Here is a 17,803-nt window from a genome sequence, read left to right as displayed (position 1 = left end):
CAATTATTGTTGTATTGGGAGAGGAGCCGATCTTGTTATCAGTTTTAACCACCGGGTGGGGGCTTGTTGTCGTTTGCGCCGCAGGCGCATTGGCCGGAATTTCCGGTGCGTGGTGGAGCGCAGGTTTTGCGTGCAGGTATGCGCTTCGGCTCGCTGTCGAACTGCAAGCCGGCGATGGAGCGCATCCGGGTTGCGGTTTATCGCCGTTGGCGCCGTGGCTGCGTTGCGGCGCTTCGATGGTTATGGGCGGGCTGGCCTGGATTCTGGCGCACCGTTACGGTTTGGGCTTTGGCTTCTGGTCGACGCTGATCGCGCTGAATATGCTGCTGATCCTGGCCGTGGTCGATGCCCAACTGGCCTTGCTTCCCGATGCACTGACTGCTCCTTTGCTTTGGCTGGGCCTGGCGGCGGCGTGGATGGGTGGCCCGGTGTCTTTGCATCAGTCGCTGGCGGGCGCCGTGGCAGGTTACGGATTCTTGTGGGTTTTGTTCTGGCTGTTCGCCTTGTTCAGAGGCCGCGCCGGCATGGGTTATGGCGATTTCAAATTGTTGGCGGCATTGGGAGCCTGGGTGGGTATTTTCAGCTTGCCGTACGTGTTGCTGGCTGCGTGCCTGGCGGGCATAGGTGCGGCATTTTTACGCCAGAAAAATTTTCGGCTAGGCTCGTCCTACCCGTTCGGGCCCTTCCTGGCGGCCGGCGGGGCCACTGCCTTGGCGCTGGGTCCTGGGGTACAGTCTTACTTTTAGCAAGCAGGTTGACTTGGCCTATGTACAAGATAGGGTTGACGGGCGGCATCGGGTCCGGGAAAAGCCGCGTTGCCGATTTTTTTCAGGAATGGGGCGCCGCAGTCATCGACACAGATCAGATCGCTCATGAGCTTACGGCGGCGGGGGGCGCCGCCATCGACGCCATCCGTGAGCGGTTCGGGCCTGGCGTGATCGCTCCAGACGGTTCTCTGAACCGGCGCAGCATGCGTGATCTGGTGTTTTCCGACCCGGCCGCCCGGGGTCGACTGGAAGCGATTATTCATCCAATGATAGGTGTCGTTACACAAGAACGCGCTTATCAGGCGCAAGGATGTTATCTTGTGTTCGTGGTGCCTTTGCTGGTTGAGTCCGGTCGCTGGCGCGATCGTGTCGACCGGATATGTGTCGTCGATTGCGATCCGGCGACGCAGGTGGCGCGGGTGCAGGCCCGCAGCGGGCTGACTCCAGAGGCTATTGCGCGTATTATGTCAGTGCAAGCTTCGCGTAAGGATAGGTTGGCGCTTGCTGACGATGTGGTGCTTAACGATGCGCATACGACGCTTGCCCAACTTGAGCAGCGCGCTTGTGTAGTGCATAAGCGCTGGTGTTCTTCGGCACGACAGCGGGGTTAGGCGGCTGGAGATGCTTCTGCTAAAAAAAGGGATTGTTGTCGCGTGATTCTTTACGAATATCCTTGCAACGAACGCGTTAGGGCTCTGCTCAGGGTCGAGCACTTGTTCGACAGGCTGTTTTTTTTCGTGGAAGGCGCCGACGCGCGTCATCAGCAGGTGGCCGTTGCAACGCTGTTCGATGTGCTCGATATCTGCGACCGCACCGATCTGCGAGGCTCGATTGTGCAGGATCTCGAGCGTCAGCGCAGTGCGCTTGGCGCTTTGCGCCAGCACCCTGGCGTCGATTCGGGTACGCTCGATACCTTGCTCGACGAAATCCAGGCCAGCAGCACAGAGCTTGGTTCGCAGGGCCGGGTGGGGCAAATATTGCGCGACAATGAATGGCTGGCGAGTCTGCGCGGACGCATCGCCGTGCCCGGCGGTTCCTCGCAAGTCGACATGCCCTCGTATTATTCCTGGCAGATCAAGCCTTACGATGACCGCTTGCAAGACCTCAAGCAGTGGATCAGCCCTTTTTTACCGCTGTACAAGGGCTTGTCCTTGTGCTTGCGGCTGCTGCGGGATTCCAGCGATATCGTCGATCTTGAGGCCAAGCAGGGGGCCTATCAGGAAATGCTTAGCGGCAAAACCTTCCAGATGCTGCGTGTGTGGGTGGACCCCGATCTGCGGGTGTTTCCCGAGATGAGCGCCAATAAATACGTCATATGGATCCGTTTTGCGGCGCAGGATTCCGATCTGAAGCCGCAGCCGGTTACGCGCGATGTGCCCTTCAAACTGGCACGCTGCAATGTGTAGGGTTCAATTGCGTCCTCGGCCGATCTATCGGGTTGCAGCGGCAGGCATGTAGCGACAGGCCTTGTGCCTGTCATCTATGCAAGATACATCTTGTTTGTCAGGGCCTTGGCACCCACAAGGGGTGCCACTACAGAACGTATCCGCCAATAAGAACATATCCGCCAATAAGAACATATCCGTCAATAAGAACATATCCGCCAATAAAAACGTACTCGCCATAATGTAGCGGCAGCCCTTGTGGCTGCCAATCGCCGCGGCAATTAGTTGTTGCACCCGATTTCAGCTTTCAGATATTCCTGTTCGTGGACACCTTAAATCGGCGAGAATGACGTAGTTATCACGTGCTGAAACGGAGAGTTGTGTATGTTGGACCCTCGTGCCGAACCAAATCGGCCTCGCCATACCCGCGTCTGGGTTTGGGCCATCCTTATAGCGATTGCATTGGGCGGGGGGTATTGGGTTCTGAATAAAAATACGAAACGCACGCCCGCTTCCGCATTCCGCGGCGGTGCTTCCGATGTGGTGCCGGTACGGGTCGAGCCGGTGGCAATCGGCCGCATTGATTTTTCCCTGAACGCCATTGGCACGGTCACGGCGTTCAATACCGTCACGGTACGCAGCCGGGTTGACGGCGAATTGCAGAAGGTCGACTTTACCGATGGGCAGAAAGTCCGGCAGGGCGACCTGCTCGCTCAGATCGATCCGCGCACTTTCCAGGTTGCGCTTGAACAGGCCCAGGGTCAGCAAAAGCAGAACGAAGCCCTGTTGCAAAACGCCCGGCGTGACTTGCAACGCTATCAGACCCTGTACAAGCAGGATTCCATCGCCAAGCAGCAGGTGGATACCCAGGCAGCGCTGGTCCAGCAGTACATGGGCTCGGAAAAAAGCGATCAGGCGGCCGTCGATAGTGCTGCGCTGCAGCTGAATTTTACGCGCATCACCGCGCCGATTTCGGGGCGTCTGGGTCTGCGCATGGTTGATCAGGGCAATTTGATTTCGGCTGCAAGCACCACCGGTTTGGCCGTCATTACCCAGACCCAACCCATTTCCGTCATTTTTACCTTGCCTCAGGCGCAGCTGCCGCCGGTTCTGGCCGCCATGCACAGCGGCCGGAAATTGGCTGTCGATCTATATGGCCGCGACGATCAGCTGAAAATTGCCAGCGGTGAACTGATGTCGGTCGATAACCAGATCGACGTCACCACCGGCACGCTCAAGCTCAAGGCGCGCTTTGCCAATGATGACGAAGCCCTGTTTCCCAACCAGTTCGTCAATGTGCGCCTGCTGGTCAGCAGCGACGATCACGCGCTGGTGGTGCCCACCATGGCTGTGCAGCAAGGCTCGATTGGGGCATTCGTGTATGTGCTGAAGGATGATGGAACGGTGCATATTCAAGCCATCACCACTGGCACCGTCGATGGCAAGCAGGTAGCGGTGAAGACCGGCCTTGCGGCCGGTCAACAGGTGGTGGTCGAGGGCCTGGATCGTTTGCGCGAGGGCGCCAAGGTGGAGGTCATGAAGGCCGCTACGGCGGCAGACGCCTCGGCCAAATCCACAACGGCGACCGCCGCCAAGCCATCGACTGCACCCGCCGCGACGCCCGGCCCGCGCGCCCGCCACTAGGTTCGCAGCACGTGAATCTCTCGCGATTGTTCATTTTGCGGCCCGTCGCCACCACCCTGGCGATGTTGGCGCTGCTTATTTCGGGGATACTGGCCTACCGGATTCTGCCCGTGTCGGCCCTGCCCGAAGTGGATTACCCCACCATTCAGGTCGTTACCTTGTATCCGGGCGCCAGCCCCAAGGTGATGACGGCGCTGGTGACTTCGCCGCTGGAGCGCCAGTTTGGCCAAATGCCCGGTTTGTCGCAGATGAGTTCGTCCAGTTCGGGCGGTTCGTCCATGATTACCTTGCAGTTCGATTTGGGCTTGCCTCTGGACGTGGCCGAGCAGGAAGTCCAGGCGGCCATCAATGCTGCCTCCAACCTGCTTCCCAGTGACCTGCCCACGCCGCCGACCTACAACAAGGTCAATCCGGCCGATACGCCCGTAATCAGCCTGGCGATTACCTCGCCGACCCTGCCTTTGTACCAGGTCCGGGACCTGATCGACATACGGATGGCGCAAAAGCTGTCGCAGATATCCGGGGTTGGACTGGTGAGCATTGCAGGCGGCCAGCGGCCGGCTGTGCGAATACAGGCCAACCCGCAGGCATTGGCCGCTCATGGCCTGACTCTGGCCAATATACGTACGGCCGTCACGACGGCCAACACCAATCAGCCCAAGGGCAATCTGGACGGCCCGGAGCGCTCCACCACGATCAACGCCAATGACCAGCTCGCCTCGCCCAAAGACTACGATCAATTGATATTGTCTTATCAGAATGGCGCGCCGCTGCGCCTGCGCGATGTCGCCCGCACGCGGCAAGATGCGCAGGATATACGCCAGGCGGCGTGGGTGGGGAAAACCCCGGCCATTCTACTCAGTATCCAGCGCCAGCCCGGGGCCAATGTCATCGATGTCGTGGATCGCGTAGAGGCCTTGCTGCCGACGCTGAAACAGGCATTGCCCGTTGGCGTGGATGTGTCCGTGGCCACGGACCGGACGCAAACGATACGCGACTCCATCTACCATGTGCGTATCGAACTGATATTGGCGGTAGTTCTGGTAGTGCTGGTCACTTTCGTGTTCCTGCGCAGTTGGACGGCCACGTTCATCCCCAGCGTGGTGGTGCCGTTGTCGCTGGTGGGCACCTTCGGCATCATGTACCTGGCCGGGTTCAGCATCAACAACCTGACCCTGATGGCGCTGACGATCGCCACCGGTTTTGTGGTCGATGACGCCATTGTGATGATAGAAAATATCGCGCGCCACATCGAAGCGGGCGAGACGGCCCTGAAAGCCGCCTTGAAGGGCGCATCGCAGATCGGTTTCACGTTGGTGTCCCTGACCCTGTCGTTGATTGCGGTGCTGATCCCGTTGCTGTTCATGAGCGACGTCATCGGCCGCCTGTTTCGGGAGTTCGCCATCACCCTGGCGGTGGCAATTTTGATTTCGCTGCTGATTTCGCTCACGCTCACGCCAATGATGTGCGCGCGCCTGCTCAAGCCCGAATCGGAAATGAAATACGGCCGCTTCCAGAAAAAGGCCGGCGCCTGGATTGAATCTTCGATCAAAGCGTACGACCGTGGCCTGACTTTTGTGCTGTCGCATCAGCGGGCCACGCTGATAGTTGCCGTGGGCACCCTGATCGTGACCGGCTTGCTATATATAGTGGTGCCAAAGGGCTTCTTTCCGCAGCAAGATACGGGCATGATTCAGGCCATCAGCCAGGCGCCGCAAACCGTTTCGTTCCCGTCCATGGCCAAACGTCAGCAGCAGGCGGTGGATCAGATACTGAAAGATCCCGACGTGTCGGCCGTGACCTCGTTCATTGGCATAGACGGCACCAACTCAACCCTGAATACCGGGCGCATGCAGATTGCGCTCAAGCCGGTCAGTGAGCGCAGCGCCAATGCGGCCACGATTATTCGAAGGCTGGGCACAACGCTGCAAAAGGTGCCGGACATCAAAGTGTATATGCAGCCGGTGCAGGACCTGACCATCGACGATCATGTCAGCCGGGCCCAGTTCCAGATGACCTTGTCCAACCCCGACAGCGCGGTGCTCGAGCAATGGGTACCCAAGGTCGTGCAAAAGCTGCAGGCCTTGTCGCAACTGACCGACGTGGGAGATGACCTGCAGCCGGGTGGTCTGCAGACTTCGTTGAAAATAGACCGCGATGCCGCCGCGCGCCTGGGCGTAACCACTTCGGCGATAGACGAGGCGCTCTACGATGCCTTCGGGCAGCGCCTGATTTCCACCATTTTCACTCAGTCGGCCCAGTATCGTGTAGTGCTGGAGGTGGCGCCTCAATATCGCCAGGACCCGGCGTCGCTGAATCAGATCTTTGTGCCGACCACGAGCGGCGGACCGGTTCCCTTGTCTGGCCTGGCTCAGGTCGTTGAATCGAACACCTTGCTGTCGATTGAACGGTTGGGCCAGTTTCCGGCCGCGACGATTTCATTCAATCTGGCACCGGGCGTAGCGTTGTCCGACGCGGTCGCGGCGATTCAACAGGCTGAAAGCAGCCTGGCCATGCCCGCATCGATAGACACAAGTTTCCAAGGGGCCGCCCGGGCGTTTCAGGCGTCGCTCAACAGCACTTTGTGGCTGCTGCTGGCGGCTGTGGTGGCCATGTATATTGTGCTGGGTATTCTGTACGAGAGCTATATTCACCCCATCACGATTTTATCGACGCTGCCATCGGCTGCCATTGGCGCCTTGCTGGCCTTGCTGCTGAGCGGCTCCGAGCTCGACATGATCGGGATCATTGGCATTATTTTGCTTATAGGCATCGTCAAGAAGAACGCCATCATGATGATCGACTTCGCGCTCGATGCCGAGCGCGAGCGTGGCCTGGCGCCCCAGGCGGCTATTCACGAGGCCGCCTTGTTGCGGTTCCGGCCGATTCTGATGACCACGCTGGCGGCCTTGTTCAGCGCCATTCCTTTAATGCTTGCGACGGGCGCGGGCTCCGAGTTGCGCCAGCCCTTGGGTCTGGTGATGGTTGGCGGCTTGCTGTGCAGCCAGTTGCTGACGCTGTTTACCGTGCCGGTTATTTACCTGTGGTTTGACGGCTTGTCGCAGCGGGTTCGGGCGTGGCGGCGCAGTGGCGAGGCGGCGCAATGAGGTTCCTGTCGATCTTCATCATGCGCCCGGTGGCTACGACACTATTAAGTCTGGCCCTGGTGCTGACAGGAGGGCTGGCCTTCTGGCTGCTGCCGGTGTCGCCTTTGCCGCAGGTTGATTATCCAATGATCTCGGTGTCGGCCAATATGGCCGGGGCCAGCCCGGAAACCATGGCGTCCAGTGTGGCTACGCCGTTGGAGCAGGCATTGGGCTCGATTGCCGGGATTACCGACATGAGTTCGAGCAGCACCGAGGGCTCGACGCGCGTTTTCTTGCAGTTCGATCTGAGCCGCGACATCAATAGCGCCGCGCGCGATGTGCAGGCGGCGATCAACGCCGCGCGCACGCTGCTGCCCAGCGCGTTGCGCAGCAACCCCACCTATCACAAGGTGAATCCGGCGTCGGCTCCCATTATGGTGCTGGCGCTGACTTCATCCACCGTTGGGCAGGGCCAGCTGTATGACCTGGCCTCGACCGTTCTGGCGCAAAAACTGGCGCAGGTTTCAGGCGTGGGCGAGGTCAGCATAGGCGGCAGTTCGCTGCCGGCCATACGCGTTGATTTGAATCCTCAGGCCCTGGCCAGCGCGGGTGTGGCTCTGGATGATGTGCGCACGGCGCTGACCAACGCCAACACCATGCGTCCGAACGGCATGGTTGAAAACGATAAGCTTCACTGGGTAGTGAACTCGGGCGGCCAATTGACCAAGGCTGCGCAATATAGGCCCCTGATTGTGGCGTATCGCAATGGTGCCCCGGTGCGCTTGAGCGATGTGGCCACGGTAGAGGATTCGGTTGAAGATATTTTCAACGCCGGTTTCTTCAATGATAAAAAAGCCATTTTATTGATTGTGCGACGCCAGTCCGACGCCAATATCATTGATACCGTGGATGCCATTCAGTCGGAAATTCCGAGCTTTCAGGCAATGTTGCCTGCAAACGTTGTGTTGACGGTGGCACAGGACCGCACTCCCAGCATACGCGCGTCCTTGCTGGAGGCCGAGCTTACTTTGGTGATTGCCGTGGCGCTGGTGGTGCTGGTGGTGTTGCTGTTCCTGCGCAATCTGCGGGCAGCCCTTATACCGAGCGTTGTGGTACCTGTGTCGCTCATCACCACCTTCAGCCTGATGTTGCTGTTCAACTTTACGCTCAATACCATTTCCCTGATGGCCCTGATCGTCGCAGCGGGTTTCGTGGTCGACGATGCCATCGTGGTGCTGGAGAACATCATGCGCCACATTGAACGGGGCGCGTCTCCTGTTCGCGCCGCCTTGCGCGGGCTTAAAGAGGTAGGCTTTACGGTGTTGGCGATGAGCGTATCGCTGGTCGCGGTGTTTATTCCCATATTGCTGATGAGCGGCATCGTCGGGCGTCTGTTTCGAGAATTTGCCGTCACGCTGTCGGCCGCCATCATGATCTCGCTGATTGTGTCGCTCACCCTTACGCCCATGATGTGCGCGCACTTGCTGCGCTCCAAGCCCCGGCAAAAGAAAGCGCCCGGCAGACTGGTGCGGGGCTTCCAGGCGGTTGGCGATTGGCTGTGGGACGGCTATAAAACGTCGCTGGCCTGGGCGCTGGCGCATGGCCGTTTCATGATGCTGCTGCTGGCGATTACCGTAGGACTTAATGTCTATTTGTACAAGATCGTGCCCAAGGGTTTTTTCCCTCAACAGGACACGGGTCAATTGCTGGGGTTTTTCCGGGTCGATCAAGGTACCTCGTTTACAGCCATGGTGCCCAAGCTGGAAGGGTTCCGCAAAATATTGCTGCAAGATCCAGCCATCGATAGCGTTACGGGCTTTGCCGGCGGGCGTGGGGGCAGCAATTCAAGCTTTCTGCTGATCCAGCTCAAACCCTTGGCGCAACGCAAGGTCAGCGCCATGCAGGTTGTGAATCGCTTGCGCGGCAAGTTCGTTGGAGTGCCCGGCGCACGCCTGACGCTGGTGCCGCAGCAAGACATACGCATGGGTAGCCGCCAGACCAGCACCGCGTCTTACGACTACACCCTGATGGCCAGTGATTTGACCTTGCTCAAGACATGGTTGCCTAAAATACAGCAGGCCATGGTGGGCTTGCCGGAATTGGTCGATGTTGATACCGATGTGGAAGACAAGGGCACGCGGGTCAATCTGGTCATAGATCGCGATGCCGCCACCCGCCTGGGTGTGAATATGAGTCTGATCGCGTCAACGTTGAATAATTCCTTTAGCCAGCGTCAGATATCGGTGATCTATGGCCCCCTGAATCAATATCACGTGGTGATGGGGGTGGATCAGCGCTATGCGCAGAATGCCGAATCGCTCAAGCAGGTGCAGGTCGTAACGGCTAGCGGCGCTCGGGTACCCCTGTCGGCATTTACGCATTTTGAAGTAGGCAACTCGCCGCTAAGCGTGCAGCATCAAGGCCTGTTTGCCGCCGATACGGTTTCGTTCAGTCTGGCGCCCGGCGTGTCGCTGGATCAAGGGGTCCGCGCCATTGAGCAGGCAGTGGCCCGCAGCGGCTTGCCTACGCAGGAGATCCAGGCGGGCTTTCAGGGCAGTGCGAATGCCTTGCAGCAGTCGTTGGCGCAACAGCCATGGCTGATTCTGGCGGCGCTGGTCACGATGTATATCGTGCTGGGCATCCTGTATGAAAGTTATGTGCATCCCCTCACGATTCTATCGACCCTGCCGTCGGCCGGCATCGGCGCCTTGCTGGCCCTGATGCTGCTGGGCGAAGAGTTTTCGCTGATTGCGCTGATAGGTGTGTTTCTGCTGATCGGGATTGTGAAGAAAAATGCCATCATGATGGTTGATTTTGCCTTGCAGGCCGAGCGCGAGCACCATCTATCGTCGCATGATGCCATCTATCAGGCTTGCCTGGTGCGGTTTCGCCCGATCATGATGACCACCGTATCGGCGCTGTTTGGCGCGCTCCCTCTGGTGCTCGCCTCGGGCGCCGGCGTGGAGTTGCGGCGGCCTTTGGGTTTGACGATTGTGGGGGGGCTGATTCTAAGCCAGGCCCTGACGCTCTATACCACCCCTGTCGTCTATTTATATCTGGATCGTTTCCGTTTATGGGCCAATCGCAAGCGGGGGCAGCCTGAACATGCTTAATCCAACTAAAAATATCCTGAAAGCCTCTGTGGCTTTCGCGCTGGCGGGTTTGCTGGGCGCGTGCGCTGTGGGGCCCGACTATCAGCGGCCGAGCATTGCCGTGGGCGCGAATTACAAAGAAACAAAGGGTTGGACGCAGGCAATGCCCAGCGACACGGCCCTGCGCGCGGACTGGTGGCGCAGCTATAACGATCCTGTTCTGGACCGGCTGATGGATGCTTTGCTGGCCGCCAATCAGAATATTGCGCAGGCTCAGGCCCAGTATCGGCAGGCCCAGGCTTTGGTGCAGTCGGCTCGCGCCGGGTTTTTCCCTATTCTGAATGCGGGGCTTTCGGCCACCCGATCGGGTGGGAGCGGCTCGAGCGGAGGTTCGGGTTCCGGTCTGAGCGGCTCGGGTTCGAGCGGTTCTACCCAGTCCAGCCTGACGGGAAGCGTTAGCTGGGAACCGGACCTATGGGGCAAGGTTCGGCGCACCGTCGAATCCAGCCAGGCGGGTGTGCAGGCCAGCGCCGCCGATTTGGCGGGCACCCGGCTCAGCATGCAATCGACCCTGGCGCAAAGTTATTTTCAACTGCGCGCGCTGGATGCGGAAAAAAGGTTGTTTGAGCAAACGCTTGCCGCTTATGAGCGCTTGTTGCGTACAACGCAGAATCGCTATCAGGCAGGGGTTGCCGCGCAGGCCGATGTGGCTGCGGCCCGGACTCAGCTTGAAAACGCACGCACGCAAGCGCTGGAACTGAACTGGCAGCGGGCGCAGTTTGAGCATGCGCTGGCGGTGCTGACCGGCCAGGCGCCTTCGGGTTTTACGTTGGAGCCGGCGCAGACCGTTGGCAAGGTGCCCGATATTCCGCTGGGCCTGCCTTCGCAGTTGCTGGAGCGTCGCCCCGACGTGGCGGGTGCCGAGCGCCGTACAGCCCAGGCCAACGCGCAAATCGGCGTGGCGCAGGCCGCCTGGTTTCCTGACCTGACTCTCAGCGGCAACGCTGGCTTGAGCGGCAGTCAGTGGGCCGCGTGGCTGGGCGCGCCAATCAGTTTCTGGTCTTTGGGCCCGGCTTTGGCGCTGACCATTTTCGATGGCGGAGCGCGCGAATCCAAGGTTGCGCAAGCTCGCGCGGCCTACGACGCGCAGGTGGCTGCGTATCGCTTAACGGTGTTGACGGCCTTGCAAGAGGTTGAGAACTACCTGGTGCAGTTGCGCGTGATGGGGCAAGAGCAGGTCACCCAGGACCGGGCCCTGGCGGCCGCGCGCGAGTCTTTGCGCCTGACCGAAAACCAGTACAAGGCCGGGTTGATCGATTACCTGAGCGTGGCCCAGGTCGAGACCACGGCGCTCAGCACCGAGCGTTCGGCGTTAGCGCTGCAATCGAGCCGCCTGGTGGCCAGTGTGCAATTGATTGCCGCCTTGGGCGGCGGCTGGCAGGCTTCGCAGCCGTCTGACGGCCAGCCCGTCGATAGTCAGCCCGCCAATAAGTAGCGCATGCCCGCTATGCCATGGGCGCCGTACTGTCGCGCCGCGTTCAGGGTTTGCATCGATTGCCCGCCTATGGCAAAAACCGGCAGGCTGGCCTCTTCGGCCAGCTGTGCGAAGCGTGCCCAGCCCATGCCTGGCTGATCGGGATGCGACGGGGTTTCCAGTACATGTCCGAGTACCGCAAAATCGGCGTTCAAACGGCGCGCTGCGGCCAGATCTTCCGACGTGTGGGCCGATACACCCACCAGGCCCTTGGCGGGCGATGGCGGAGTTTCTTGCGCTTGGGCATCGCAGGCGCGCCAGTGCACGCCATCGGCCTGTGCGCGCCAGGATTCGGGATGAACACTATTGAGCAGACATCGGGCGCCGCCATCATGGCAGTGTTGCAATACCTGCCGAAACCCTTCCTTGACCTCTTCGAGCCCGGCCTCATTGGCCCAGGCGGGTTCGCGAAACTGCACCAGCTTTATCCCGCTTTGCAAGGCGTTGTCCAGTTGCTCCAGGAAACCGGGCAGGTTCGATGTGTGGCCGATCGACGTAATCAGATATCGGTCGGGCAGCCGCAGCCAGCGCAGCGGCGGCTCGGTGGCGGGCAATAGCGTTCCGACAGTGATGGGTTTGTGTGGATCAACCCAGGCCAGTCTTTGCCCCTCTATCCCCGCGGGTTCGCCATTCCAGCCTGTCACGCGGCAAAAGGCCAGCCGTACGATGTTTTTGGGATACTCGTGCGTGTACGTCACCCAGGGTGTGGCGTCGGTCACGTCGATATCAAGCTCTTCTTTCAGTTCGCGCGTCAGGGCCTGCAGCACGGTTTCACCCGCTTCTATTTTGCCGCCGGGCAATTCCCACCAGCCCGACCAGGGCTTGCCGGCAGGGCGTTCAGCCAGCAGCAGCCAGCCATCGGGGCGCAGGATCAGACCGGCGGCGACTTCGATAAACGGTTTAGACATGCCGGGCCGACCAGTCGCGTGCGAACTGGCGGGCGACCCGGCCCGAGCGCGAGCCGCGTTCCAGCGCCCACTGCAACGCTTCGGTGCGCGAGGCTTCAATGTCGGCGGGCGTGCAGCCCGATTCTTTAAGCCAGTAATACACGATATCCAGGTAATCGTCCTGTTTGAACGGGTAGAACGACAGCCACAAGCCGAACCGCTCCGAGAGCGAGATCTTTTCTTCGACGGTTTCGCCCGGATGGATTTCGCCGTCGGCCTGATGCTGAGCGCTTAAATTTTCGCTCATGTATTCGGGCATGAGATGGCGCCGGTTCGAGGTGGCGTAGATCAGGACGTTGTCGCCCGCCGAGCTGACTGAGCCGTCCAGCACCGATTTAAGCGCCTTGTAGCCGGGCTCGCCTTCTTCGAACGATAAATCGTCGCAAAACACGATAAAACGCTCTGGGCGCGCGCCAACCAGGTCGACGATATCGCCCAAGTCGCCCATATCGGCCTTGTCCACCTCGATCAGCCGCAGGCCCTGCGCGCCGTAAGCGGCCAGCATGGCCTTGACCAGCGAGCTTTTACCCGTGCCGCGGGCACCCGTCATCAGCACATTGTTGGCGGGTTTCTTGTGCAGGAAATGCTGCGTGTTGCGATCGATGATGCCTTTCTGGCGATCAATGTGCTGCAAGTCGCCCGGGTTGATGACCGATACGTGCTGGACGGCGTCGAGCCATCCGCGATTGCCGCGCTTGCGCCAGCGAAACGCGTGGGCGGTCCAATCGGTGTCGGGGGGTGCGGGAGGCAACCAGGCCTCGAGCTGCGCCAATACACGTTCGGCGCGGTGGATAAGTGTGCTCAAGTCGGTGGCACTCAATGATTTCTCCGGAAAACCTGGGGCAAATCGCTATTATCGCCAATTTATCGGCTTTCTTGCAGCGCAGCGCGCCCGTATAATCCAAGCCTTGTCTTAATACTTACTCTTAAACCCGGGCTACGTTTTGAATCTTGCCGAGCTGATGGCTCCTATTGCCGACGATATGAAGGCGGTTGACGCGGTGATACGCGCACGCCTGAATTCCGATGTTGTCATGATCCGCACAATAGGCGACTATATCGTGGGTGCGGGCGGCAAACGTATGCGCCCGGCCTTGTTGATGGTGGTGGCCAAGGCGCTGGGCTATCAGGGCGATAATCATCATCTATTGGCTGCCGTGGTCGAGTTCATACACACGGCCACCCTGTTGCACGACGATGTGGTCGACGAGTCCGACATGCGCCGCGGCCGGCACACGGCCAACGCGGTATTCGGCAACGCCGCCAGCGTGTTGGTGGGCGATTACCTGTATTCGCGCTCGTTCGAAATGATGGTTGAAACCAATACCATGGCGGTCATGTCGATATTGTCCGAAGCCACGACCGTCATCGCCGAGGGCGAAGTGCTGCAGTTGATGAATGTGCACGACCCCGACATTTCGCTGGATCGCTACCTGCAGGTGGTGCGTTTCAAAACGGCTAAGTTGTTCGAGGCCTCGGCGCAGGTCGGCGCGGTGATCGCCCATGCGACTTCTGAACAGCGGGCGGCCGCCGCCGCCTATGGCCGGCACATCGGCACGGCCTTCCAGTTGATCGACGACGTGCTCGATTACAGCGGCGACGTCCACACGCTGGGCAAGAACGTGGGCGACGATCTGCGCGAGGGCAAGGCCACGCTGCCGCTGATTCGTGTCATGGAAACGGGCAGCCCCGCCCAGAAGCAGTTGATTCAAGAGGCGATCAAAGCCGGTGAAGCCGATTTCGCGGCCGTGGCCCAAGCCATACACGATACCGGCGCGTTGGACTATACCCGCCAGGCCGCCGTGGCCGAAGCCGGCCTGGCTCGCCGGGCCATCGCCGCCTACCCGCCCTCGGCCTATCGGGAAACGTTGCTAAAGTTTTGCGCTTTTGCTGTCGAGAGGGATCATTAGATCGCGGTCGAACGCATCTGCCAGAATTTGCTAAAATCACCCCTTCGCCAAACATGTAGCGGCACCCCTAGTGGGTGCCATGTATGTAGTAGGTCGGATTAGCAAAGCAAAATCCAACCCATAGTCAGCCTTAAGTCGGGGCGTAGCTCAGCTTGGTAGAGTACTGCGTTCGGGACGCAGGAGTCGCATGTTCAAATCATGTCGCCCCGACCATAATTTCAAACAAAAAGCCCTGATTATTCAGGGTTTTGTTTTTTTACTGCGGGGGTGTTGGAGCATAAGAATCGCCTTATGCTCCAATGCGCGAGATCTTTTCAAAAACCTTGCATGAAAACAGGTTTTTTTGCCTGTACCGTACTTCACGTTTTTTGGAGTCCGCTATGGCTCAGAGGTCCTCAGTTGCGTCGAATATTTGAACGCATCTTGAGTATCTTGGTCCGTCCTACGATGACAGTTGCGGAGTAGAGATATTTTGTGCTTGGCCCCATTCAACGGGCAATGTGTTGTAAAGTACAGTACATTGTATCCATGAGTGACGAAAAAACTATTAGGCTGTCGTTTCAGGTAGCCATGAAGACCAAGCGTCTGCTTTACGCAGCCACACAGCATGAGCATCGTAGCCTGACGAATATGCTCGAGGTGCTTGTAGAGGGTTTCTGTGCTCGGAATAATATTGAGGACCCAGAAGGGATGCCCCTGAGAGGCATCAAGCGAGGAGGTCGGGCGAATGGATGAGGTATCGAAGTTCCTCGGGACGGTGCATCCGTCGCTGGGATCACTCGTCGGTATTCCACTCTACATGTTCCTGCTGGTCATCGTCCTCACCGGCATGTTCGCGGTTCTCTACCTTATCCAGGGTACGCGGGTTTGGTGGCAGCTTAGTTCTGTTAATAAATATGTGCACCAAGCGGAACGGGCTCCCAACCCCGAGGACGTCAAGAAGGCATTTCGAGGGGGACCGTTCCAGCATCTCTGGAAAGAGTATCAAGACACTCTGCATGAACTGCATAAGGCTGGCTCTGGAACCATTGCGCTGACAGAGTTTCGAGCGACAGTTCCAGCAGAGACTATGTTCACCCGCGAGGTACTCGTAGACGGTCGCCTATTCGATGATTTTATACGCCACCTCCCTGGGGTGTTGACGGGCCTGGGGATTATCGGCACGTTCGCCGGGCTGCTGGCTGGACTACAAGGCTTCAAGCCGTTTCCTATCGAAGAAGCAGTCAAGGGCCTGGGGCCGTTGTTACTGGGAGTACAACACGCATTTATTGTCTCCGGCATAGCTATCTTTTGCGCGATGTTGGTCGTGTTCTTCAGCCGTCTGGTTCTAGCCAAACTTTACGGCCTTGTCGAAAAGCTCAATCAGGGCATCGACAGCTTGTACTCGACAGGCGCTGGTGAAGAGTACCTTGCGCGGCTGGTTCGCTCTTCTGAGCAGAACGCCGCCAGTACTGCCCAGCTCAAAGACGCCCTTGTGGAAGATCTCCACAAAATGATGACCAATCTTGTGGATCGGCAGATCGCGGCGCAAGAGGCTTCTGTAGCGGCCCTGGGTCAGCATATTGGGGAGGCCATCTCCACCGCTATTGCGGAGCCCATGAAGCGCGTCGGTGAGGCTATGGAGGTGACGGCGCGGGGTAATGGAGACCAGGTCAACTCCATGCTTGAGACGTTGCTAACGGGGTTCATGGCTAAGCTGGAGGACACCTTCGGTGGTCAGATGCGAGGCATCAATGAGCAGATGCAGAGGTCCATGGATTCCATGTCGGCGGTCCAATCTTCCCTCCAGGGCCTTCTAGCGGACATCAAGAGCACCAACGAGCAAGCCTCCACGCAGATGACTGGCACCCTTGAGGATGCGATGAGAAAGGCGGCAGACAATCAGCAGTTGCTGACAGATCAGATGAGGGAGTTTGTTCAGGACTTCCGGCGCCTAGTCACTGAGGAGCAGAACAAGTCAAAGCAGGCGATGGACGAGGCAGTGATGAAGGTTCTCAGCGAAGTCGCCACCTCCATGGCGGGCCTGGAGAACGTCCGCAAAGCAGCGGCTGTAGATGAGCATGGGCGGAACGATCTCCTCACGAGTCAGACCACTCAATTGGTTGGTGGCCTGACTGCGCAGGTGGATACTCTCCTAAGCGCCGTCTCGGATCAAGTCACAAAGACCCAACGCAACATTGACGCGCTGGGCGAGGTGTCGCTGCATGCCATCGACGGGATGAACCAAGGTGCCCTCACGATGGGTGCAGCTGCACAGCGCTTCGAGACTGCGGGTACGGCAGTGACCGGTGTGTTAGAGCGATCGACGAATGTGGTAGAAGCGTTATCTTCGGCGTCTGCCACGCTGCGAGCAGCCTCTGTTGCGGTTCAGCAAGGATTTGAACAGTACGACTCTACCCGCAAGGCCGTCGACACCCAGGTAGTGGCTCTAATGGGTCTCATTGACGCGGCCAAGAAGGAGGCTGGTATTTCCCAGGAATTGGTTAACAATATTAAGGCGAGTGCCGAAGAAATGCGAAAGTCGGAAACGGAGGCTCGTGGTCACCTCGATCAGGTCAATGTAGCCCTGGTCAAGGCGTTCACTGACTTTGGTAACTCTTTGGTGAGCCAAGTGAAGTCGACTATCGCAGAGACTGATCGCCACCTCGCCCAGGGTACGGGTCATCTTAATGGTGTTGTTCAGGAGCTCGCGAGCGCGGTTCAGCGGATGAAGAGGGCCTGAGGTGTTTGCTCGCGTCTTCGTCAAGCGTGGGGGAAGGCATGAGGGGGAAAGTCCGTTTTGGATTTCCTTCTCGGATCTTATGTCTGCATTGATGATACTGTTCCTGGTTATGATGGCTGTCTCTCTGGTTTCAGTCACTCAACGCATTGACGTAATGACTAGTCCCATCATCAAGCGTAATAAGGCCATCAAAACAATCATGACAATGATTGCTGAAGATCCTCAGAGCACCGGCGTTGGCGTTGACCAGATGAACTACCGAATCGATCTTGGCAAAGAGGTGCGCTTCGAGAGCGGAAGCTACACTATCGACGCCCAGGCGGGACAGTTCCTGCGTGCCTACGTTCCAGTTCTTCTGCGGGCGAAAGACACGCCGGAGGGGCGGCGCTGGATGCGCAGCATTGTGGTGGAAGGCTTCACTGACGAAGACGGGACGTATCTCTACAATTTGCAACTAAGCTTGGATCGTAGCCGCAGCGTCGTTTGCTCGCTGTTTCAGGCGACAGGCGCCAACGCCCTCAGCCCGGAGGAACTACGCAAGGTGCAGGAACTGTTCTTGGTAGGTGGATATTCGTTCAATTCCATCAAGAAGGACAAGGCTGAAAGCCGTCGGGTGGAGTTCAAGATTGACTTTTGGGGGCTTGATGAGAAGCTTCCTGAGGCTACCGATATTCTCAAGGATAAGGAGTTTGGACGGTGTTAGAGGTAGCAGCACT

The 17,803-nt window shown here is 58.7% G+C and carries 12 protein-coding genes and 1 tRNA gene; 11 read left to right on the top strand and 2 right to left on the bottom strand.

Annotation, left to right across the window (positions count from 1 at the left end):
• Positions 1 to 32 precede the first annotated feature (32 nt).
• The 7 genes from EDC26_RS20440 (at position 33) to EDC26_RS01990 (ending at position 11,469) form a co-directional block, all read left to right on the top strand.
• Positions 33 to 746, top strand: a complete 714-nt coding sequence (locus tag EDC26_RS20440) for a prepilin peptidase (protein WP_132579573.1) — start codon at positions 33 to 35, stop codon at positions 744 to 746.
• Between the two features lie 20 nt (positions 747 to 766).
• Entirely contained in the window at positions 767 to 1,378 is a 612-nt protein-coding gene (gene coaE / locus EDC26_RS02015) for a dephospho-CoA kinase (protein WP_132579572.1), read from the top strand.
• Positions 1,379 to 1,420: 42 nt separating this feature from the next.
• Positions 1,421 to 2,173 (top strand): cell division protein ZapD, encoded by a 753-nt coding sequence (gene zapD, locus EDC26_RS02010; RefSeq protein WP_132579571.1) that lies wholly within the window; start codon positions 1,421 to 1,423, stop codon positions 2,171 to 2,173.
• 363 nt (positions 2,174 to 2,536) lie between these two features.
• Positions 2,537 to 3,796 carry an MdtA/MuxA family multidrug efflux RND transporter periplasmic adaptor subunit gene (locus EDC26_RS02005; RefSeq protein ID WP_132579570.1) on the top strand — a complete coding sequence of 420 codons (1,260 nt, stop codon included), beginning with the start codon at positions 2,537 to 2,539 and terminating at the stop codon, positions 3,794 to 3,796.
• Between the two features lie 11 nt (positions 3,797 to 3,807).
• Positions 3,808 to 6,903 carry a multidrug efflux RND transporter permease subunit gene (locus tag EDC26_RS02000; protein ID WP_132579569.1) on the top strand — a complete coding sequence of 1,032 codons (3,096 nt, stop codon included), beginning with the start codon at positions 3,808 to 3,810 and terminating at the stop codon, positions 6,901 to 6,903.
• Positions 6,900 to 9,995 carry a multidrug efflux RND transporter permease subunit gene (locus tag EDC26_RS01995; RefSeq protein WP_132579568.1) on the top strand — a complete coding sequence of 1,032 codons (3,096 nt, stop codon included), beginning with the start codon at positions 6,900 to 6,902 and terminating at the stop codon, positions 9,993 to 9,995. Before EDC26_RS02000 ends, EDC26_RS01995 begins: the two co-directional genes overlap by 4 nt.
• On the top strand, positions 9,988 to 11,469 hold the full coding sequence (locus EDC26_RS01990) for an efflux transporter outer membrane subunit (protein ID WP_132579567.1): 1,482 nt from the start codon (positions 9,988 to 9,990) through the stop codon (positions 11,467 to 11,469). Before EDC26_RS01995 ends, EDC26_RS01990 begins: the two co-directional genes overlap by 8 nt.
• Here EDC26_RS01990 and EDC26_RS01985 read toward each other — a convergent pair.
• Positions 11,451 to 12,416 (bottom strand): Nudix family hydrolase, encoded by a 966-nt coding sequence (locus EDC26_RS01985; protein ID WP_132579566.1) that lies wholly within the window; start codon positions 12,414 to 12,416, stop codon positions 11,451 to 11,453. The two genes, EDC26_RS01990 and EDC26_RS01985, sit on opposite strands and share 19 nt — an antisense overlap.
• Positions 12,409 to 13,275, bottom strand: a complete 867-nt coding sequence (locus EDC26_RS01980; RefSeq protein ID WP_132579565.1) for an ATP-binding protein — start codon at positions 13,273 to 13,275, stop codon at positions 12,409 to 12,411. Before EDC26_RS01980 ends, EDC26_RS01985 begins: the two co-directional genes overlap by 8 nt.
• Before the next feature lie 124 nt (positions 13,276 to 13,399).
• On the opposite strand from EDC26_RS01980, the gene EDC26_RS01975 reads away from it, so the two are divergent.
• From EDC26_RS01975 to EDC26_RS01960, 4 genes are all read left to right on the top strand, one after another.
• Complete coding sequence (locus tag EDC26_RS01975; RefSeq protein ID WP_132579564.1) at positions 13,400 to 14,365, top strand: polyprenyl synthetase family protein; 966 nt, start codon at positions 13,400 to 13,402, stop codon at positions 14,363 to 14,365.
• A 136-nt stretch (positions 14,366 to 14,501) separates the two neighbouring features.
• Positions 14,502 to 14,578, top strand: a tRNA-Pro gene (locus EDC26_RS01970).
• 514 nt (positions 14,579 to 15,092) lie between these two features.
• Complete coding sequence (gene zorA, locus EDC26_RS01965) at positions 15,093 to 17,087, top strand: anti-phage ZorAB system protein ZorA (RefSeq protein ID WP_132579563.1); 1,995 nt, start codon at positions 15,093 to 15,095, stop codon at positions 17,085 to 17,087.
• A 1-nt stretch (position 17,088) separates the two neighbouring features.
• A complete protein-coding gene (locus EDC26_RS01960; RefSeq protein WP_132579562.1) occupies positions 17,089 to 17,790 on the top strand; it encodes an OmpA/MotB family protein in 702 nt (233 codons plus the stop codon).
• Positions 17,791 to 17,803 lie beyond the last annotated feature (13 nt).

The organism is Paralcaligenes ureilyticus, from assembly GCF_004346225.1.
In the GTDB taxonomy this organism is placed as follows: Bacteria; Pseudomonadota; Gammaproteobacteria; order Burkholderiales; family Burkholderiaceae_B; genus Paralcaligenes; species Paralcaligenes ureilyticus.
Note: the sequence above shows the minus strand (reverse complement) of the source record. Positions and strands in the feature narration are given on the sequence as shown.